This is a genomic window from Thiomonas delicata (assembly GCF_900088825.1).
Lineage (GTDB): Bacteria > Pseudomonadota > Gammaproteobacteria > Burkholderiales > Burkholderiaceae_C > Thiomonas_A > Thiomonas_A delicata.
The window spans coordinates 265,882-285,914 of the sequence record NZ_LT592170.1 but is presented as its reverse complement, the minus strand read 5'-3'; the positions used below and the strand labels follow the sequence as shown (position 1 = coordinate 285,914).

The following is a 20,033-nucleotide window of genomic DNA, read 5'->3' as shown; positions in this document are numbered from 1 at the left end:
ACATGGATCTGCTTTCAGCGTTCGACGCCGCCGCGCGCAAGACGCCGGACCAGGCTTTTCTGCGCAGCGAGGGCGAGTCGATCAGCTATGCCCGGATGCAGTCGCGGTCGCGGCGCGCGGCCGCGGTGCTGCACGACTGCGGAGTCCGTGCTGGCGACAAGGTCGCGATCATGGGCCTGAACGCACCGGGATTCGTCGACGCGCTGCTCGGCGCCTGGCGCCTGGGCGCCGCGGTCGTGCCGGTGAACCACAAGCTGCAGGCGCCCGAGGTGGGCTACATCCTCGGGCACAGCGCAGCCAGGGTCGTCGTGTTCGACGCCTCGCTCGCCGAGGTGCTGTCGCGGGTCGACGCGGCGGCGCTTCGCCTGAGCACCGGCGGCAGCGTGGACGGCGCCGGCGACTTCGATGCGCTGGTGGCGGCGGCGCGGGACATCGCGGGCGAGGCGCCGGTGGAAAACGCGGTGGCCGAGGTGCTCTACACCTCGGGAACGACGGGGCGGCCGAAAGGCTGTCTGCTGACCCATCGCAGCGTGGCGTTTGCCGCGATCACCGCGGCGCTGGCGTTGTCGATGACGCGCGGCGAGCGCACGCTGATCGCGATGCCGCTGTGGCATTCCTCGCCGTTGAACAACTGGTTCGGGGGAACGCTGTACGTCGGCGGCACGGTCGTTTTCCTGCGCGAATACCACCCGCAGCAGTTCCTGCAGACGGTGCAGGACGAGCGCGTCACGCTGTATTTCGGCGCGCCCGTGTCGTACTTGCTGCCCTTGCAGAAAGTGCCCGACTTCGACCGTTACGACCTCTCCAGCGTGCGCGCCTGGGTCTACGGCGGCGGTCCGATCGGCGCCGACGCGGCCGTGAAGCTCGCCGCCGCGTACAAGAGCGACCGTTTTTATCAGGTCTACGGCATGACCGAGACCGGCCCGCTCGGGACCACGCTCTATCCCGAGGAGCAGGCCGCCAAGGCCGGGTCGATCGGGCGCCATGCGCTTGCGGGGGTCGATATGCGCGTCGTGCGCGACGACGGCACCGATGCGCACAAGGGTGAGGTCGGCGAAATCTGGCTGCGCACGGAAAGCGTCATGCTCGGCTATCTGCACGACGAGGCTGCGACCCGGGCCGCGTTCGCCGCGGGCGGCTGGTATCGCACCGCCGACCTCGCGCGCATCGACGACGACGGCTATCTGTTCATCGTCGACCGCACCAAGGACATGATCGTCACCGGCGGCGAGAACGTCTATTCCAAGGAGGTCGAAGACGCGATCGGGGCGCACCCCGACGTCGCCGACGTGGCGGTCGTCGGCCGCGCGCATCCGGAATGGGGCGAAACCGTCGTCGCGCATGTCGTGCCGCGTCCCGGTTGCGTCGTGACCGGTGACGAACTTGCGCCGCGTATCTGTCCAGCCGGATCGCGCGCTACAAGATCCCGCGTCTTTACGAATTCAAGCCCAGCCTGCCCCGCACCCCGACCGGAAAGCTGCAGAAGTTCCTGTTGCGGCAGTAGCGTCCCGCCCAACGGGGTCGCGCGCAGCGCGGGGGGCTCACCCGGCGAGCGCGCCGCGCGCGCAGGCCAGCGCCTGCTGCGCATAGGCGCCGCCGAACAGCAGGGCGTGGTTGAGCAGGTGGTAGAGCTGGTACAGCGGCCGCCGGCGCGCGTAGCCGGGGCGAAGCCGAAGGCGCGCGCCATAGGCCGGCCAGAACCCCGCCGGCGGGCTGCCGAACAGCTCCATCATCGCCAGTTCGGCTTCGTGGTCTGCGCAGCTCACGGCGGGGTCGTAGATGACCGGGGTGCCGTCGGCCAGCATGCCCCAGTTGCCGCTCCACAGGTCGCCGTGGATCAGGCTGGGGCGCGGGATGTCGCCGTCGGCGAAGAACGCGGGGAGGGCGTCGCACACCGCGTCGACCGCGCCGAGCAGGGACTCGGCGGCCCCTTGCCGGGCGAGGCCCTGGCGCATCGGGCGCAGGCGGCGCTCGCGCCAGAAGCCGAGCCAGTCGTCCAGCGCGTTGCCGCCGGTCCAGCCGTTGGCCTGCGGCGTGGCGCCGATGAAATTGTCGGCCTCCCAGCCGTAGCGCGGCTGGGGCCGGGCGTGCAACGCGCCGAGCGCGGCGCCGAGGCGCGCGCCGAAGCCGGCGTCGGGCGGGGCGAGGTCGAGCCAGCGCATGGCCAGCAGCCCGCCGCCGCCGGGAAGATCGGCCAGGGCCAGCACCTCGGGAGTGCGGACGGTGCGCGTGGCGGCGATGGCCGCGAGCCCCTGGGCTTCGGCCCGCAGCATCGGGGCGCGTGCGCCCGGCGCGGTCTTGACGAACAGCCGTGCACCGTCGGCGCCATCGGCCCGCCAGGTGTCGCAGAAACCGCTCGCGTGCAAGGGCCGCACGGTCCAGCCGCCGCCCAGCGCGGCGCTCAGCGCCCCGGGCAGTGCCGGGCTCATGGCGACTCCCGGCGCCGCGCGCAGCCCTCCGCGAGGGTTGCACACTTCTGCGGAACAGCGGTGCGGAGTGCGCTCATGCCGCCGCGGCTTGCTGGCGCAGCAGACGGGCCAGGTAGTGGCCGGTGAGCGAGGCCGGTTCGGCCGCGAGTTGCGCCGGCGGACCCGCCGCCACCAGGCGCCCGCCGCCGGAGCCGCCTTCGGGGCCGAGGTCGACGACCCAGTCGCTGCTGGCGATCACGTCCAGGTTGTGTTCGATGACGACGATGGTGTTGCCGGCGTCGCGCAGGCGCAGCAGCACCTTGAGCAGCAGGTCGATGTCGGCGAAGTGCAGGCCGGTGGTGGGCTCGTCGAGGATGTACAGGGTGCGGCCGGTGTCGCGGCGCGAGAGTTCGAGCGCGAGCTTGACGCGCTGGGCCTCGCCGCCGGAGAGCGTGGTCGCGCTCTGGCCGAGGCGGATGTAGCCGAGCCCGACTTCCTGCAGGGTCTGCAGCTTGCGGGCGATGGCCGGCACCGCGCTGAAATGCTCCAGCGCCTGGTCCACCGTGAGGTCCAGCACCTGGGCGATGTTCAGGCCGTGCCACACCACGTCCAGGGTCTCGCGGTTGTAGCGCCGGCCGTGGCACACGTCGCACGGCACGTACAGATCGGGCAGGAAGTGCATTTCCACTTTCACCAGGCCGTCGCCCTGGCAGGCCTCGCAGCGCCCGCCCTTGACGTTGAAGGAGAAGCGCCCGGCGTCGTAGCCGCGCTCGCGCGACAGATTGGTTTGCGCGAACAGCTCGCGCAGCGGCGTGAACAGGCCGGTGTAGGTCGCCGGGTTGCTGCGCGGCGTGCGGCCCAGCGGCGACTGGTCGACCGCGATCACCTTGTCCAGTTTGTCGAGCCCGTGCAGCGCGTCGAAGGGCGCGGGCTCGGTGTGCGCGCCGTTGAGCGCGGCGGCCGCGGCGGCATACAGCGTGTCGTTCACCAGCGTGGATTTGCCCGAACCGGACACGCCCGTGATGCAGGTGAACAGCCCGAGCGGAATGCGCGCGGTGACGTCCTGCAGGTTGTTGCCGCGCGCGCCGGTCAGCTCCAGCCACTGCTCGCCGGGGCTGCGGCGGCTGCCGCCGGGGGCGATGCGCTTGCGTCCGCTGAGGTAGGCGCCGGTGAGCGAGCCCGGGTCCGCCGTGATCTGCGCCGGCGTGCCCTGCGACACCACCTCGCCGCCATGCACGCCGGCGCCAGGGCCCATGTCCACGACATGGTCGGCGGCGCGGATCATGTCCTCGTCGTGCTCGACCACGATCACGCTGTTGCCGAGGTCGCGCAGGCGCTTGAGCATGGCGATGAGCCTGTCGTTGTCGCGCTGGTGCAGGCCGATGGACGGTTCGTCCAGCACGTACATCACCCCGGTGAGGCCGGAGCCGATCTGCGACGCCAGGCGGATGCGCTGCGCCTCGCCGCCCGACAGCGTGTCGGCGCTGCGCTCCAGCGTCAGATAGCTCAGGCCCACGTCGTTGAGGAAGCGCAGCCGGGTGGCGATCTCGCGCACGATGCGCGCGGCGATTTCGGCGCGCGCGCCCTCGAGTTGCAGCGCGTCGAACCAGGCCTGGGCCTGGCGCAGGGTCATGTGGCCGAGTTCCGGCAGGGTCAGCTCGCCCACCGTCACCAGGCGCGCCTCGCGCTTGAGCCGGCTGCCGCCGCAGTCCGGGCAGGTGTGCACGCTGCGCAGGCGCGACAACTCTTCGCGCACGGCGATGGTGTCGGTCTCGCGCCAGCGCCGCTCCAGGTTGGGCAGCACACCCTCGAAGGGGTGCTGGCGGGTGACGGTCTTGCCCTTGGGGTCGAGGCTGGTGAAGGTGATCTTGTCGTTGCCCGTGCCGTGCAGCAGGCGCTGCTGCGCGGCCTCGGGCAGTTGTTCGAACGGCGTGTCGAGGTCGAAGCCGTCATGCGCGGCCAGCGCCTGCAGCTGCTCGAAGTAGAAGCGGTTGCGCCGGTCCCAGCCGCGTATGGCGCCGCTGCCCAGGCTCAGCTCCGGATGCGCCACGACCAGCGCGGGGTCGAACAACTCGACCTGGCCCAGGCCGTCGCAGCCGGGGCAGGCGCCGGCCGGGTTGTTGAAGGAGAACAGGCGCGGCTCCAGGTCGGGCAGCGCGGTGCCGCAGATGGGGCAGGCGAAGCGGCTGTTGAAGCCCTGCTCCTCGCCCGTGTCCAGGTCGAGCGCCACGGCGCGGCCGTCGCTCAGGCGCAGCGCGGCTTCCAGGCTCTCGGCCAGGCGCTGGCGGATGTCGCCGCCGGTCTTGACGCGATCGACCACCACCTCCAGGCTGTGCCGGGCGCCGTCGTCCAGCGCCGGCAGGTTCTCGGCTTCGACGATCCGCCCGTCCACCCGGAAGCGCACGTAGCCCTGCGCGCGCAGCGCGGCCAGAAGCTCGGCATGCCCGCCCTTGCGCCCGTCCACCACCGAGGCCAGCAGCGCCAGCTTCTGCCCCGGCGGCCGCGCCAGCAGGGCGTCGACCATTTGCGAGACGGTCTGCGCCTGCAGCGCCTGCGTGGGGTGGTTGGGGCAGTGCGGCACGCCGACGCGCGCCCACAGCAGGCGCACATAGTCGTAGATCTCGGTCACCGTGCCCACGGTGGAGCGCGGGTTGTGGCTGGCCGACTTCTGCTCGATGGAGATGGCCGGCGCCAGGCCCTCGATCACGTCCACGTCCGGCTTTTCCATGCGCTGCAGAAACTGCCGCGCGTAAGCCGACAGGCTTTCCACGTAGCGCCGCTGGCCCTCGGCATACAGTGTGTCGAAGGCCAGGGACGACTTGCCGGAACCCGACAGCCCGGTCACCACCACCAGGCTGTTGCGCGGGATGTCGAGCGAGATGTTCTTCAGGTTGTGGGTGCGCGCGCCACGCACGCGGATGCTCGCGGCCGGCGGCGCGACGGTGGCGTCGTCGGAGGCGGTGTCGATCAGGGCGAGGCGGTCTTGAGCGTTCATGGCGGCGATGCTGGACAACACGCAACTATAGGCGCGCGGAGGCTTTCCGCGCGCCGCACAGGAATGCCAAGCAAGGACTGTGCGCACCGGGGGGGCTGTTTTCGACGTGGCGCGGGGTTGGCCCGCCCAGAGGGCGGGCATCGTGCAACCGACTGTAAAGCGGGGGAATTTTCACCTGCCGCGGACCTCCTTCCTGAGAAGAATGGGCGAAAATGCAGTGTCTTCCCGGGGCAGGCCGCCGAGCCGCCGTCCTTTCCGGGATGTGAACCGGTGGATTCCAGTTCCCATCCGCCGCCTCCAACCGGACCGAACCGGTTTCGTTTCAGCACACAGATCACCTCGTCGACCCATGTCCGCCACCGCATCGAACCGTGCCGCACCATTGCCCCAGCCATCCGGCATGACCCCGGCCGAGCGCCGTGCCAGCACGACCCTGGCGTCCATCTACGGCCTGCGCATGCTCGGCCTGTTCTTCATCCTGCCGGTGTTCGCCATCTATGCCGAACATCTGCCGCTCGGCCACGACAAGACCCTGGTGGGCCTGGCCATGGGCATCTACGGGCTGACCCAGGCCCTGATGCAAATTCCTTTCGGCATGGCCAGCGACCGCTTCGGCCGCAAGCCGGTGATGGTGCTCGGCCTGCTGATCTTCGCCGCCGGCAGCTTTTGCGCCGGCTCGTCCGACAACCTCTACCTCATCATCCTCGGCCGCGCCATCCAGGGCGCCGGGGCCATTTCGGCGGCGATCTCGGCCATGATCGCCGACGCCACGCGCGAAGAGCACCGCACCAAGGCCATGGCCCTGGTCGGGATGACCATCGGCTTCAGTTTCATCGCCTCGCTGGTGTTGGGCCCGCCGGTGTATCACGCCATTTCCGTTCCCGGCATGTTCATCCTCACCGGCCTGTCGGCGCTGGTCGCCATTGCGGTCATCATCTGGGTGGTGCCCAACGTGCCCATGGTCAAGCACGCGGAAGAACTCGAGGGCCACTGGGCCAAGGCCGTGTTCACGCCAGCCCTGCTCAAGCTCGACTTCTCCATCTTCGTGGTCAACTTCCTGCAGGTCAGCATGTTCGTCGTCGTGCCCGTGGCCCTGGTGCAGTACGCCGGCATCCCGCTGATGCACCATTGGATGGTGTATCTGCCGGTGACCGTGGTGTCCTTCATGCTGTCGATCCCCGGCATCATCTGGGCCGAGAAGCACGGATACATGAAGGTGGTCTTCGTGTCCTCGGTGGCCTTGCTGGTGCTCACCATGTTCGGCTTCGCGGCCGGCTACAAGAGCCCGGTGGCCTTGATCGCCGCTTTGTTTTTCTTCTTCATGGCCTTCAACGTGATGGAAGCTTTGCTGCCGTCCCTGGTGTCGCGCACGGCGCCGCCCAGCCGCAAGGGCCTGGCCATGGGCATCTACAACACCGGGCAGTCGCTCGGCCTGTTCGCCGGCGGCGCGGTAGGCGGCCTGCTGGCCCAGCACTTCAGCAAGGAAGCCGTGTTCCTTGCCGCCGCCGCGCTGGCCGCGCTGTGGCTGGCGGTGGCCATGACCATCAAGCCGCCGGCCAAGCGGGCGAAGGCGGCCGTGCAGGAGCAGCAGCCCCAGGCGCAGCCGGGCTGAACCCCGCGTTTTTTCCCGCGGGCCTGCGGGTGCGCGGCCTGCTCGTGGCGACCCGCGCGTCCTCGAGGCGTCGGGGCGGGGCAAGTCCACAAGGCGTTGTCAACCATTGCGCGGCACGGCTTGACTCCGGACTTTGGTACGGCTCTACAGTGCCGCCATCGTCAACCCCATGGAGTTTCGGCATGTCGCAACCCAGTCCATCCAACCCGCCCACCGGGCGCGGCGCTCTGTTCGCCGGTGGGCTCGCGGCTATCCTGGCCTCGACCTGTTGCCTGGGCCCGCTGATCCTGCTGTCGCTGGGCATCAGCGGTGCGTGGATCAGCAATCTGACCCTGCTCGAACCGTACCGGCCGATCTTCATCGGCGCTGCCCTCGTCGCCCTGTTCTTCGCCTACCGCCGCCTGTTCAGGGCTCCGGCGGCATGCACGCCCGGCGAGGTCTGCGCTATTCCCCAGGTCAGCGCCACGTACAGGCTGCTGTTCTGGATCGTCGCAGCCCTGATCGTCGTTGCCCTGGCTTTCCCCTACGTCGCCCCCCTGTTCTATTGAATTGAAAGGAATCCCGATGAACAAGCTCCTGACCGCCCTCGCCGCCGTCTGCGTTTTCAGCGCCCCCGCCTGGGCTGCCGAGCAGACGGTGACGCTCGCCGTGCCTGGCATGACCTGCGGGGTCTGCCCCATCACCGTGCACAAGGCCCTCACCGCCGTGCCTGGCGTGGAAAAAGTGAGCGTGGACGAGGCCAAGAAAGACGCCGTGGTCACGTTCGACGATGCCAGGACCAATGTCAAGGCTCTGATCAAGGCCACCACCGATGCGGGCTATCCCTCGACGGTGGCGCAGTAAGTCGATGGCGCGACGGTTCGACCGGCGCCCGGGCCATGCCGCCGCGGCGGGGCGCGGGGATCGCCAACCCGGTTCGCGCATCGCCGGCGGCATCGCCCGGCACGCGGCGTGAGCGGCCGGGCGCCGAGCGCGCCACAGCCACATCAGGGACATCGTGTATCCGAAGCTTGGCCTCGCGCTCGTGCCGGCCGGGGTGATCCGGGCCTTGGTCGGCTTCCTCCGAATCCATCCATCCCAACGACAAGCACATGCAAACCCTGAGCATCAGCGGCATGACCTGCAACAGCTGCGCCATCCACGTCAAGGACGTCCTGGAACGGCTGCCCGGCGTGAAGTCCGCGCAGGTCTCGTATCCGCAGGGCACGGCCCAGGTCGTCGCCGATGCCGGCGTCTCGTTTGACGCGATGGCTGCGGCCGTGGCCAAGGCCGGCTACTCGGCGAAACAGGCGACCCGCTCGCCCGAGAGCTCGAGCGGCCAGCCCGGCGACACCACCGGTCCCGCCCGGCATGGCGATGGCAACGGCCTGCGCATCGCCGTCATCGGCAGCGGCGGGGCGGCCATGGCGGCGGCCATCAAGGCGGCCGGCAGCGGCGCCCAGGTCACGCTGATCGAGCGCGGCGTGATCGGCGGCACCTGCGTCAACGTCGGCTGCGTGCCGTCCAAGATCATGATCCGTGCCGCGCACATCGCCCATCTGCGCCGCCACAGTCCGTTCGACGCCGGCATCGAGCCCGCGGCCCCGGCCATCCTGCGCGACAAGCTGCTCGCGCAGCAGCAAGCGCGTGTCGACGAACTGCGCCACGCCAAGTACGAAAGCATTCTCGAAAGCCAGCCGGCCATCACCACCCTGCACGGCAGGGCCAGCTTCAAAGACGCCCGGACGCTGGTCGTGACGCTGCACGACGGCAGCGAGCGCAGGCTCGGATTCGACCGCTGCCTGATCGCCACCGGCGCCAGCCCGTCCATCCCACCCATTGCGGGCTTGAAGGACACGCCATACTGGACTTCGACCGAGGCGCTGGAAAGCGACACGATTCCGCCGCGCCTGGCGGTCATCGGCTCTTCCGTCGTGGCGCTGGAACTGGCCCAGGCCTTCGCCCGCCTGGGCAGCCAGGTCACCGTCCTGGCGCGCCACACGCTGTTCTCGCAGGAAGATCCGGCCATCGGCGAAGCCGTTGCCGCCGCGTTCCGCGAGGAGGGCATCACCGTGCTGACCCACACCCAGGCCAGCGCGGTGGCTCATGCCGGCGGCAGCTTCGCGCTGACCACGAACCGTGGCGAGATTCGGGCCGAGCGCCTGCTGGTGGCGACGGGCCGCGCGCCCAACACGGCGGCGCTCAATCTGCAGGCCGCCGGGGTGGAGTGCGACGCGCGCGGCGCCATTGCGGTGGACGACCATCTGCGCACCAACGTGCCCCACATCTATGCCGCCGGGGACTGTACCGATCAACCCCAGTTCGTCTATGTGGCCGCAGCCGGGGGCACGCGTGCGGCCATCAACATGACCGGAGGCGATGCGACACTCGACCTCTCGGCCATGCCGGCCGTGGTGTTCACCGACCCGCAGGTGGCCACGGTGGGCCTGACCGAGGCCGAGGCGCGGCGCCAAAACATCGAGACCGCCAGCCGCACGCTGAGCCTGGAGAACGTGCCCAGGGCGCTGGCCAACTTCGACACGCGCGGCTTCATCAAGCTGGTCGCTGATGCCGGCTCCGGACGCCTGCTCGGCGTGCAGGCGGTGGCCGCCGAGGCCGGCGAACTCATCCAGACCGCGGCATTGGCGATCCGCAACCGCATGACGGTGCAGGAACTGGCCGATCAGTTGTTTCCCTACCTGACCATGGTGGAGGGCCTGAAGCTGACCGCCCAGACCTTCACCAAGGATGTGACGCAACTGTCGTGCTGCGCGGGGTGAACAGGCCCTAGCTCTTGCGGCGTGGAGCAGGGTAGGGTTTCAGCCGCTCCTCTTTGTGCCCCAGCGCCTCGATTGGCGCTATCCTTCCGACCCAGCCCGCAGAGCGGCCGCACGGGCCGCCGGGAACGCCCGCCGCGCGGGCCACACCTACGCTCAGGATTCGATATGGCTTCCGTCAACAAAGTGATACTCATCGGCAATCTCGGCCGCGACCCCGAGGTGCGCTATGCGCCTTCCGGCGCCGCGGTCTGCAACGTGTCCATCGCCACCACGCGGCAGTGGAAGGACAAGTCCGGCGAGAAGAAAGAAGAGACCGACTGGCACCGCGTGGTGTTCTACGACCGCCTCGCGGAGATTGCCGGCGAGTACCTCAAGAAAGGCCGCCCGGTTTATGTCGAGGGACGCCTGAAGTACGGCAAATACACCGACAAGGACGGCGTGGAACGCTACACCACCGACATCGTCGCCACCGAAATGCAGTTGCTCGGCGGTCGTGAGGGCGGTGGTGGCGGCGGCGGCGACGACGAGGGTTACACGCGCAGCCGCGAAAGCGCTCCGTCCCGTCCCGCGGCGAGCCGAGGCTCGGCGCCCGCAGCCAAGCCGGCAGGCAATTTCGACGACATGGACGACGACATTCCTTTCTAATTACTACCAACCGGCTTTCTTGTTGGTAGCGGCCCACATCTCTTAGGAGAGTGGGCCGTTTTCGTTTACCAACACTTTTCCTGCCACCGATCATGGAGGGCCCCCTGTCCCGATTTCGATGCGGTCTCGCATCGATGCGGCGCTGGTCCCGGAGGCGTGAGCGGGATTCAGCTTCGAACCCCACCCACGTGGCGGCGCCTTTCAGCGGCGCCTTAAAGTTTGGCCATATCGATTACGAAGCGATATTTCACATCGCTTTTAAGCATGCGCTCATAGGCCGTGTTGATGTAGTCCATTGGGATGGTTTCGATGTCCGAAACAATGTTGTGCTCGGCGCAGAAGTCGAGCATTTCTTGTGTTTCGCGAATGCCGCCGATGAGCGATCCGGCCAACTGGCGGCGCTTGAAAATGAGGTTGAAAACTTCCGGCGACGGGTGCGGTTCCGAGGGTGCACCAACCAGGGCCATGGTGCCATCGAGCTTGAGGAGTTGCAGGTAGGCGTCCAGATTGTGGGGTGCGGCAACGGTATTCAGAATGAAGTCGAGCCCGTTGGCGTGCACGGCCATTTGCTCGGGGTCGGTTGAAATGCAGACTTCGTCCGCGCCCAGCCGCTTGCCGTCCCCGATTTTTCCGGGTGAGGTCGTAAACAGCACCACGTGAGCGCCCATGGCGTGCGCGATTTTGACGCCCATATGGCCCAGGCCGCCGAGGCCGACGATCCCGACCTTCTTGCCAGGCCCGACCTTCCAATGCCGCAGCGGCGAGTACGTTGTGATTCCCGCGCAAAGCAACGGCGCCACACTCGCCAAATCCCTTTCGTCGTGCTTGATGTGCAGAACAAAGGACTGCTTGACGACAATGGTTTTCGAGTAACCGCCGTATGTGTTCTCGCCGCCGAAGACAGGGCCGTTATAGGTGCCGGTGAAGCCATGTTCGCAATATTGCTCCTCGCCTTCCTGACAGGGGTGGCAATGGCCGCAACTATCGACCATGCAGCCGACGCCAGCCAGATCGCCCACTTTAAAACCATGAACCTGATTCCCGACGGAAACGACGCGGCCGACGATCTCATGGCCGGGCACGGAAGGGTAGAGCGTGTTCTTCCACTCGTTGCGCGCGGTGTGCAAATCCGAGTGGCAGACGCCGCAATAAAGAATCTCGATCTGCACGTCGTCAGGACCGGGCTCGCGGCGCTCGATTTCGTAGGGGACCAACTGGCTTGTCGCGCTGAGTGCTGCGTAGGCTTTGCTCTTCATCATGGTGGAAATGCTCCGTCGTTGGCTGAGGGCCCAGCACAAAGGGCATGCCATGAGAAAGCCTGGCGAGGCCGCGCATGGCATCTTCCAATGTTCCGCTGGGAATGACAGGCGGTTTGAGGGCGTCGCGCCCGAACCGTACACAGGCAGCTGGCGAACCGCTTCAGCGCTGGAATGCAGGCGTTGAAGCGATCGCTGATGTCGTGGGAATGTCTATCTGCGAATTATGGTCGGCGCATCGTCAGCCCGTTGCACCGATGGTCTAAAGCCATGCCTTGGATGGTGCCAAAGCATCTCGGTCGTGCAGACTCGGCACCGATGCGTCTTGAATCCGGCGCCGTTGTTCGGCGCCGCAGCGCGGGGCTTCTGCCTGCCGACACTGACACTATTCGATGGCTTTGGTAATGTCTTCGATGATCTTCTTGGCGTCGCCGAAGACCATCATGGTTTTGTCGAGATAAAACAAGTCATTATCCAAACCCGCATAGCCCGTGGCCATGGATCGCTTGTTCACGATCACGGTCTTGGCCTTGTAGGCCTCGAGAATGGGCATGCCGGCAATCGGCGACTTGGGATCGTTCTTCGCCGCCGGGTTGACCACGTCGTTGGCGCCCAGCACCACGGCCACGTCGGCCTGCGCGAACTCGGGGTTGATGTCGTCCATCTCGAACACCTGGTCGTAGGGCACCTCGGCCTCGGCCAGCAGCACGTTCATATGCCCGGGCATGCGGCCGGCCACCGGGTGGATGGCGTACTTCACGTTCACGCCGCGCTCGCCGAGTTTTTGCGCCAACTCCTTCAGCGCATGCTGCGCGCGGGCCACGGCCAGGCCGTAGCCCGGCACGATGATCACCGTTTCGGCGTTGCCCAGCAGGAAGGCCACGTCGTCCGGGCTGCCGGACTTGACCGTGCGCTGCGCCCCGCCCGTGGCGGCCACGGCGGCCTCGCCGCCGAAGCCGCCGAGGATGACGTTGAAGAACGAGCGGTTCATCGCCTTGCACATGATGTAGCTCAGGATCGCCCCGGAGGATCCCACCAGCGAGCCGGCGATGATGAGCATGCTGTTTTCCAGCGAGAAGCCGATGCCGGCGGCGGCCCAGCCCGAGTAGCTGTTGAGCATGGACACCACCACCGGCATGTCGGCGCCGCCGATGGGGATGATGATGAGCACGCCCAGCACGAAGGCCAGCGCCAGCATGACCAGGAAGGGCGTCCAGTTCGCCGTGGCCCAGAACGCCAGGCCGAAGCCGACGGTGGTCAGCGCGATGGCCAGATTGATCCAGTGCTGCGCGGCAAAGCGCACCGGCGCGCCCTGGAACAGGCGGAACTTGTACTTGCCGGAGAGCTTGCCGAAGGCGATGACCGAGCCGCTGAAGGTGATGGCGCCGACGATGGCGCCGATGAACAGCTCGACGCGGTTGCCGTAGGGCAGCGGATCGCCCATCGCGGCGACGATGCCGAAGGCATGGGGCTCGGCCACTTCGGCAACGGCGATGCACACCGCCGACAGGCCGATCATGCTGTGCATGAAGGCCACCAGTTCGGGCATCTTGGTCATCTCCACGCGCTTGGCCATGGTGGCGCCGATGGCGCCTCCCACGACCAGCGCGGCGAGCACATAGCCCAGGCCGGCGGCGCCGGCGTCACCGCCGATCTTGACGATGAGGGCGACGGTGGTGAGCGCGGCGATGGCCATGCCGGTCATGCCGAAGACGTTGCCGCGCCGGCTCGTGGCCGGGTGCGACAGACCCTTGAGGGCCTGGATGAAGAACACCGAGGCGACGAGGTAAAGCAGGGTGACCAGGTTCATGCTGAGGGTCATGGCAAATCCTTGCGTGCGATCTTGGCGTGGTTCATGGTCATTCGGCCTTCTTGGCGACGGGACGTTCTTTTTTCTTGAACATCTCCAGCATGCGGCGGGTGACGAGGAAGCCGCCGAAGATGTTCACCCCGGCCATGGCCACGGCCAGCATGCCCATGACCTTGCCCAGCGGCGTGACGGTGAGCGCGGCGGCGAGCATGGCGCCGACGATGATGATGGCGGAGATGGCGTTGGTCACCGACATCAGCGGGGTGTGCAGCGCGGGGGTGACGGTCCACACGACGTGATAGCCGACATAGATGGCCAGCACGAAGATGGTGAGGTTGATGATGAAAGGAGAAATTTCGTGCATGTTCAGTCCTTCGTGAAGGCAATGCTGGGAGCGGCGCGGCGCGCGGCGGCAATGCGCCGGCCTTGCGCCGCGCCAAACGGGGCAGGTGCGGCCATGGGATCAGGCCGCCTTGCGCTTGACCTCGCCGTCCCGGGTCATCAGGCAGGCGGCGACGATGTCGTCGTCCATGTTGACGATCAGGCCCTTGTCCTTGTCGAGCACGAGCTTGAGGAAGTCCAGCACATTGCGTGCGTACAGCGAGGAGGCGTCGGCTGCAACCATGGCGGGCAGGTTGGTCTCGCCGACGATGGTGACGCCATGCCTGACCACGGTCTTGTCGGCTTCGGTCAGCGGGCAATTGCCGCCTTGCGCAGCAGCCATGTCGACGATGACCGATCCGGGGCGCATGCCCTGGACCATGGCCTCGCTCACCAGCACGGGGGCACGCCGCCCGGGGATGAGCGCCGTGGTGATGACGATGTTGGCCTGCTTGACGCGCTCGGCCACCAGGGCGGCCTGGCGATCCAGCCAGGCCTTGGGCATGGGCCGGGCGTAGCCGCCCACGCCTTGGGCGATCTCGCGTTCTTCGTCGGTCTCGAAGGGCACGTCGATGAACTTCGCGCCGAGGGACTCGACCTGCTCCTTGGCGGCGGGGCGCACGTCGGAAGCTTCCACCACCGCGCCCAGGCGCTTGGCGGTGGCGATGGCCTGCAGCCCGGCCACGCCGGCGCCCAGAATCACCAGTCGGGCGGCTTTGACGGTGCCGGCGGCGGTCATGAGCATGGGCATGAAGCGGGGGTAGAGGTTGGCAGCCAGCAGCACGGCTTTGTAGCCGGCGATATTGGCCTGGCTGGACAACACGTCCAGGCTCTGTGCCCGCGTGGTGCGAGGGGCGGCTTCGAGCGCGAAGGCCGTCAGGCCGGCCTGGGCCAGGGCTTGCAGGCCTTCGGCGTTGAAGGGTTCGAGCATGCCCACCACGGTGGCGCCGCGCTGCATCTGCGCCAGCTCGGCGTCTTGCGGGCGACGCACCTTGAGCACGAGTTCGGCCCCCAATGCCTCGGCCGCCGTGACCATTTGGGCCCCTACGGCCTCGTAGTCGGCGTCCACCGCGCCAGCGGCCACGCCCGCCCCGGCCTGCACCACCACCACATGCCCCTGGGCCACGAGCTTCTTGACGGTCTCGGGAGTGGCGGCCACCCTGGCCTCCCCCGCCACACTCTCAGCCGGAACGCCGATGCGCATGAATCCTTCTCCTCAACAAATAAGTGACTTGACCGCCGATCGCGTGATCGCAGCGGCACGCTGGTGTTCGTTATTGCACCCGCACGGATGAGCGCGCGGAGATCGATGATGGAGCGCGGGGCTCTAGGCCGCGCGCAAACCGGAGGCCTTGATGATCTCCAGATCGAGGCTTGGCGCTTCTGGCTGTGACGCGATGTCCAGAATGCAGGCCTCGGCTGTTTCGAGGTTGTTGTCGCGTGCGAAATTCAGCACGAAGGCATATGCCATGGGCTCGATGTCGGCCAAGGCGCGGCTGAGCACAATCGAACGGACGCCGTCAACCAGGGTCGGCATGCAATAGGGCGAGTAACAAAGGTGCTCTTCCTGATGCGCGTGGGCGGCGGGCCGGAACTGGGCCATGACACCGGCCAGACGCTCGGCCCAATCGCTGGGACGGAACAAGCGGCCTTCGTGGGTGCGGCCGAGAATCAGAATTTCACCGGGTTTCAGGATGCGCTGAACCAGCACCGAATCGAGCATGGCAAGAATCTTGAATATTGCGATGCATCAATTTTGCCGTGTTGCGGCGCATCATGGCAAACCCTAATTCGTAAGTTTTTGAACAATCCGACGAACCAAGGGCGGTTGTAGTCTTGAACAACGGACTATTTGCCGATTCATGCGATGGTGTTCGCGATTTCCGCCGAAACATCGAATGAAATCTTTCGGCTGATTGGCGGGTCTCGTCAGCGTTTACGCGCCACGGCGTCGAGCAGGGCCGAGCGTCCCGCGTGGCCGTTGCCCTCTGCGAGATCGTCCTCGTATTCACGCATCAGGAGCCATTCGGCCTGGGGCAGCAGTTCACGCACCAGCGCCTCGGTGTACAGGTGCTCCAGCTTGCCCGGCCCGCCGGTGCGGTAGTCGAGCTGTTTGGGGGTGTAGCCGTGGAGCAGCAGCAGGCCGCCGGGGGCAAGGGTCTGCCACATGCCGGCGAACATGCGCGCACGCATCGCCGGGTCGGCGAATTGGACGAAGATGGCAGCCACGGCATCGTAGGCGCCGGTCGTCCAGGCCCAATCGTCGACACCGGCCACCTGGAAATCGACGCGCGCGCCGCGTTCGGCGGCCCAGCGCCGAGCCTTGTCGACGGCGACGGGCGAGAGGTCGAACGCGGTGACCGTGTGCCCCTGATCGGCGAGGTAGATGGCGTTGCGGCCTTCGCCGTCGGCCACGCTGAGCACGCGGCTGTGTGCGGGGATGCGGTGCGCTTCGCGGCGCAAAAAGGCGTTGGGCTGGTCGCCGAACAGGAGGCCGGGCTGGGAGAAGCGGGCGTCCCAGGTGGTGCGCGCGTCCGTGAAGCCTGCATGGGGGTCGGGTGTGCTCATCGCGAGGGCTGTCGAGGCGTTAGGGGAAGGTTTGCGGTCGAGAACGCGCATTATTGAAGCTTTTTCCCTTCGCCGTCGTAGACCGAGACCTCGATCGGAATGCCGGCGCGCACGCTCTGGCCCACGGTGCAGAACTCCTCGAACTGGCCGATGATGCGGTCGAGATGGTTCATGCTCGCCGCGGGCGCGCCGATGCGGATGTCCAGCTCGATGCGCAGCACGCGCAGGCGCCCGGCTTCGTTGCGTCCGATGTGCGCGAGCGCGGTGGTGGTGATGCCCTGCGGGTCGTTCTTGAACTTGGTGAGAGCGAAATACAGGCTGGAACTCATGCAATTGCCCACCGCAGCGAGCAACAGGTGGGCAGGCGAGGGCCCGGCGCCCTGGCCCAGTGGCGGCGGCTCGTCGGACAGCACATGCGGGGCGACGGATGCGAATTCGATGTCGAATTGGTAGGCCTGTTTCTGGCGCAGGACGACGCTGGGCGGATTTTCCTCGGACATGACGTTCTCCACAAAAAGATGGTCACAGCTTACGCAAAGCCGCCGCTTCGTGATTTGCGCCTGCGCAGAACCTTGGTGCGGCGGGACGGGGATGCGCGCCGATCGGAATGTGTCGGCGGCGTAGTCCCGCGGCGACAAAATTCTTGCCCAAGATCAAGGATTTGGCGCCGTGCCGACTGAAGCGTCGCCAGACGAGGACAGTTTGCGGCGCACAAGTCTCGGCAATCGCGCGCGGCACAAGGTTGAGTGCGCTATAAGCTATTGATTCGCTTGAATCAAATTCGTCCAGGCACACCCCTTGCAAAAGGGAGGTCGTGAGGCCAGCCGGCTTCGCAATGTCCAACCTTTTCAAGGAGTGAACACATGATTTCGACGACTTCGAGCCGAAAGCAGATGTCCCAGGCTTTGCGCCCGCTTCTGGCAGCATGCATCCTCGCCGCAGTCGGCGGCGCTTCCGCATGGGCGGCCGATCCGGGTAGTAACTCGCAGCCCCTGGGAGCGCCACCAGCGGCCATGCAAGGCCAGGCTCCCGGCGGCGGTGGCGGCGCAGTCTCGGGCAACAAGGAAGCCACATGTGCCGCGCAGGCCAAGCAGCAAGGCCTGAAAGGGCAGCAGCGGCAGCAGTTCATCCAGCAGTGCATGCAAGGCTGAGCACGCTCCATCCGGGAGTATTTCAATGGCCCGCTTCGGCGGGCTCGGGCCACGCTTCGCGTGGCCCTTGCGCATGGCGTGGGCAGAAATCCACGGTTTCTGTTTGAGCCTCCGGGACCCACCCGAATCAGGGGGGCATGGGGGTAGGCCGCAATAAAGACACTGGCCCGCTGGGTTTGACTCATCAATAATCCAGCCATGACCGCCAACGCCGATACTGTTTCAGATTTGGCGCAGGATTGCCCTGCCTATGGGACGCGCGCGGCGGCATTGTTGCAAGCTTTTGCCTCCTCATTGCTCGCGCTGGTGGAGGGTTGGGTCGAGTCGCTCTACGCCGGCTTGCCGGGGGGCGACGGGTACGGGGCTTTGCTGACGGCCTTGGGGCCGGACGATGGCGCGGCTTACCGGCGACGCCAGGCCGAGCATCAGCGCTTGCTGCTCACGCCCGACACGTCCGGCGAGGCAGCAGATGCGTCATCGCGTCAGCTTGGCCGCGTGCACGCAATGACCGGGGTCCGGGTGGCTTGGCTGGTGGAGTCCTATGGCGCGTGGCGGAGCATCCTCAGGCAGGCGCGGACTGGGGACGCCACGCAAGGCTGCCCCGCGATGACCGAGGCGGCAGGCGATCTCATCGAACAGCGCATGGCGCGGGATCTGCACGTGCAGATCCAGGCGCACGAAGAGGTCGAGCAGCGGCTGGCCGAAGCGCTCTCGCGCGTGGATGATTTGCTCCTGCAGGATCTGCCGCCGCCCGACCTCATTGCCGGCGCGCTCGATATTCTTGTCCGCCTGGACGGCATGGTCGCCGCCACGCTGGGTAGGCCTGACGCCGACGGCGAGTTTCAGTTCGAGGTGGTGCGCGGCGCCGGATTCGAGCGCTATGTGGAACACGCGGCCAAGGGGCATGCGGCGCCCATCAGCATTCGCGCGGACGACCCCACCGGAGGCGGGGCCTCGGGCCGCGCCTGGCGCAGCGGCCAGGTGCAGCACACCGCGGCCTACGCCACCGATCCCGCCATCGACCCCTGGCGGAACGATGCGCGCGAGCTCGGCATACGCAGCGCGGTGGCCATTCCTCTGCTCGACGCCGATCGGCAGCCGGTGGCACTGGTCGATCTGTACGCGGAGTGGCCCGGCTATTTCTCGACTCCGGCGCGGCGCACCTTGCTGACGCACCTGCAGCGCGCCCTGAGCCATGCGCTCTCGCGCAGCGTGGCCTCGACCCGGGTCATCCCCTACGAGACGCGCCGCCTCTATCGCCAGTGGCTCGACGCAGGGGCGCTCGAGATGCATTTTCAGCCGGTCGTGGCACTACGCAGCGGCAAGGTCGCCAAGTTCGAGGCGCTGGCGCGGCTGCGCGAGCCAGAAAGCGGTCGTCTGGTTGGCCCGGCCGAATTCCTGCCCGCCTTCGATGCGCGCCAACTGCTGCTGCTTTTCGAGCGCGGCCTGGAGCAGGCTCTGGCCGCGTTGCGCATGTGGCGGCAACAGGGACTGGACGTCGGCGTGTCCATCAATCTGCCGCCGCATGGGCTGAGCGATCCGGCTTACGTGCAGGCCGTGCAGACGCAGTTGCATGTCACGGACGTGCCGCCTGGGCGCCTGACCCTGGAATTGCTGGAGAGCGGAGAGCTGAGCGAGGCGGCATTGCGCGAGCCTTTGATGGCCAGGCTGCACAACCTGGGCGTGCTGCTTGCCGAGGACGATCTCGGCGCGGGCTACAGCTCGCTGCTGCGTCTGGACAGCATAGCCTTCAACGAGGTGAAGATCGACCAGGGCTTGGTGCGCCGCTCGGCCTTCGCGCCGCAAAAGGCGCTCGACTTCATCCGCCACCTCGCCCGACTGAGTCAGGACCTGAACATTCCGGTCACGGTGGAGGGCCTGGAAACGCTGGGACTGATCGAGGCCGCCGCCATACTCGGTGCCGACTTCGGCCAGGGCTGGGGCATTGCACGCGCCATGCCGGCCGCCGAGGTGCCCGCCTGGTCGAGGCGCTATGTGCTTGAACTGGACCCCGAGCATCCACGCACCGCACTGGGCAGCTATGCCGCCTATCTGCTGTGGGAGGCGCAGCTCGCGGCACTGACGCCCTGGCCCGACTTGTTGGAGCGTTTCGTGCAAGTCCCATCCGGCTTGGGCAACTATTTGCTGTCGCAGGATTTGCTGGGAAGCGCGCTGGATTCGGCGCGGCAGCTGGTGCTGAGCGCGGCGACGCAGGGGCCGGCCAGCCAGGCCTACCGCCACGCGCGCCAAAAGCTGCGCATCCTGCTGGCCGCCCATGTGCGCCAGGCCAACGGTTTTCCCACGGGTTGAGGCGACCGAAGCGTTCGATTTCTGACCGATGCATTGGAAAAGTCGGCCAATGACTGCAAGCTGCGCGGCGATGTTGCACAATCGAAGCGCGTTTCGCGGCTCAGGCGCGCTGCAAGGCGAGCCTGAATGCCTGCCTGT

At 67.2% G+C, this 20,033-nt stretch carries 16 protein-coding genes and 1 pseudogene; 8 read left to right on the top strand and 9 right to left on the bottom strand.

Going from position 1 to position 20,033, the window contains the following annotated elements:
- The first annotated feature begins 2 nt into the window (after positions 1–2).
- Positions 3–1,504 (top strand): annotated as a pseudogene (locus THIARS_RS01535) (class I adenylate-forming enzyme family protein).
- Between the two features lie 37 nt (positions 1,505–1,541).
- Here the strand turns inward: THIARS_RS01535 and THIARS_RS01530 are convergent.
- A complete protein-coding gene (locus tag THIARS_RS01530) occupies positions 1,542–2,429 on the bottom strand; it encodes a fructosamine kinase family protein (RefSeq protein WP_094159169.1) in 888 nt (295 codons plus the stop codon).
- A gap of 73 nt (positions 2,430–2,502) precedes the next feature.
- The gene (gene uvrA / locus THIARS_RS01525; RefSeq protein WP_094159168.1) at positions 2,503–5,403 is read right to left on the bottom strand and encodes an excinuclease ABC subunit UvrA; all 2,901 of its coding nucleotides are present in this window, start codon (positions 5,401–5,403) and stop codon (positions 2,503–2,505) included.
- 349 nt (positions 5,404–5,752) lie between these two features.
- Between uvrA and THIARS_RS01520 the strand changes: the two genes are divergently transcribed.
- The 5 genes from THIARS_RS01520 to THIARS_RS01500 all read left to right on the top strand — a co-directional run bounded on the left by THIARS_RS01520 (position 5,753) and on the right by THIARS_RS01500 (position 10,419).
- Positions 5,753–7,015, top strand: a complete 1,263-nt coding sequence (locus tag THIARS_RS01520; RefSeq protein ID WP_245845422.1) for an MFS transporter — start codon at positions 5,753–5,755, stop codon at positions 7,013–7,015.
- A gap of 182 nt (positions 7,016–7,197) precedes the next feature.
- Positions 7,198–7,563, top strand: coding sequence for a mercuric ion transporter MerT (gene merT / locus THIARS_RS01515; protein ID WP_094159166.1), 366 nt, complete (start codon positions 7,198–7,200; stop codon positions 7,561–7,563).
- A 16-nt stretch (positions 7,564–7,579) separates the two neighbouring features.
- On the top strand, positions 7,580–7,858 hold the full coding sequence (gene merP, locus THIARS_RS01510; RefSeq protein WP_094159165.1) for a mercury resistance system periplasmic binding protein MerP: 279 nt from the start codon (positions 7,580–7,582) through the stop codon (positions 7,856–7,858).
- A 248-nt stretch (positions 7,859–8,106) separates the two neighbouring features.
- Positions 8,107–9,774, top strand: coding sequence for a mercury(II) reductase (gene merA, locus THIARS_RS01505; protein ID WP_094159164.1), 1,668 nt, complete (start codon positions 8,107–8,109; stop codon positions 9,772–9,774).
- 165 nt (positions 9,775–9,939) lie between these two features.
- Positions 9,940–10,419 carry a single-stranded DNA-binding protein gene (locus THIARS_RS01500; RefSeq protein WP_094159163.1) on the top strand — a complete coding sequence of 160 codons (480 nt, stop codon included), beginning with the start codon at positions 9,940–9,942 and terminating at the stop codon, positions 10,417–10,419.
- A gap of 212 nt (positions 10,420–10,631) precedes the next feature.
- Here the strand turns inward: THIARS_RS01500 and THIARS_RS01495 are convergent, their stop codons facing one another.
- From THIARS_RS01495 to THIARS_RS01465, 7 genes are all read right to left on the bottom strand, one after another.
- Positions 10,632–11,678, bottom strand: a complete 1,047-nt coding sequence (locus tag THIARS_RS01495) for an NAD(P)-dependent alcohol dehydrogenase (protein WP_094159162.1) — start codon at positions 11,676–11,678, stop codon at positions 10,632–10,634.
- 382 nt (positions 11,679–12,060) lie between these two features.
- Entirely contained in the window at positions 12,061–13,497 is a 1,437-nt protein-coding gene (locus tag THIARS_RS01490) for an NAD(P)(+) transhydrogenase (Re/Si-specific) subunit beta (protein ID WP_094158981.1), read from the bottom strand.
- Positions 13,498–13,534: 37 nt separating this feature from the next.
- Entirely contained in the window at positions 13,535–13,849 is a 315-nt protein-coding gene (locus tag THIARS_RS01485) for an NAD(P) transhydrogenase subunit alpha part 2 (protein WP_094158982.1), read from the bottom strand.
- A 99-nt stretch (positions 13,850–13,948) separates the two neighbouring features.
- Positions 13,949–15,070 (bottom strand): Re/Si-specific NAD(P)(+) transhydrogenase subunit alpha, encoded by a 1,122-nt coding sequence (locus tag THIARS_RS01480; RefSeq protein WP_094158983.1) that lies wholly within the window; start codon positions 15,068–15,070, stop codon positions 13,949–13,951.
- 123 nt (positions 15,071–15,193) lie between these two features.
- Entirely contained in the window at positions 15,194–15,589 is a 396-nt protein-coding gene (locus tag THIARS_RS01475; protein WP_094159161.1) for a DUF3579 domain-containing protein, read from the bottom strand.
- Between the two features lie 206 nt (positions 15,590–15,795).
- Entirely contained in the window at positions 15,796–16,434 is a 639-nt protein-coding gene (locus THIARS_RS01470) for a class I SAM-dependent methyltransferase (RefSeq protein WP_094159160.1), read from the bottom strand.
- 50 nt (positions 16,435–16,484) lie between these two features.
- Positions 16,485–16,934, bottom strand: a complete 450-nt coding sequence (locus THIARS_RS01465) for an OsmC family protein (RefSeq protein WP_094159159.1) — start codon at positions 16,932–16,934, stop codon at positions 16,485–16,487.
- A gap of 363 nt (positions 16,935–17,297) precedes the next feature.
- Here THIARS_RS01465 and THIARS_RS01460 point away from each other — a divergent pair, with 363 nt between their 5' ends.
- Together THIARS_RS01460 and THIARS_RS01455 are read left to right on the top strand one after the other, a co-directional pair.
- Positions 17,298–17,585, top strand: coding sequence for a PsiF family protein (locus THIARS_RS01460; RefSeq protein ID WP_094159158.1), 288 nt, complete (start codon positions 17,298–17,300; stop codon positions 17,583–17,585).
- A gap of 198 nt (positions 17,586–17,783) precedes the next feature.
- On the top strand, positions 17,784–19,895 hold the full coding sequence (locus tag THIARS_RS01455) for an EAL domain-containing protein (protein WP_094159157.1): 2,112 nt from the start codon (positions 17,784–17,786) through the stop codon (positions 19,893–19,895).
- Positions 19,896–20,033: the final 138 nt, after the last annotated feature.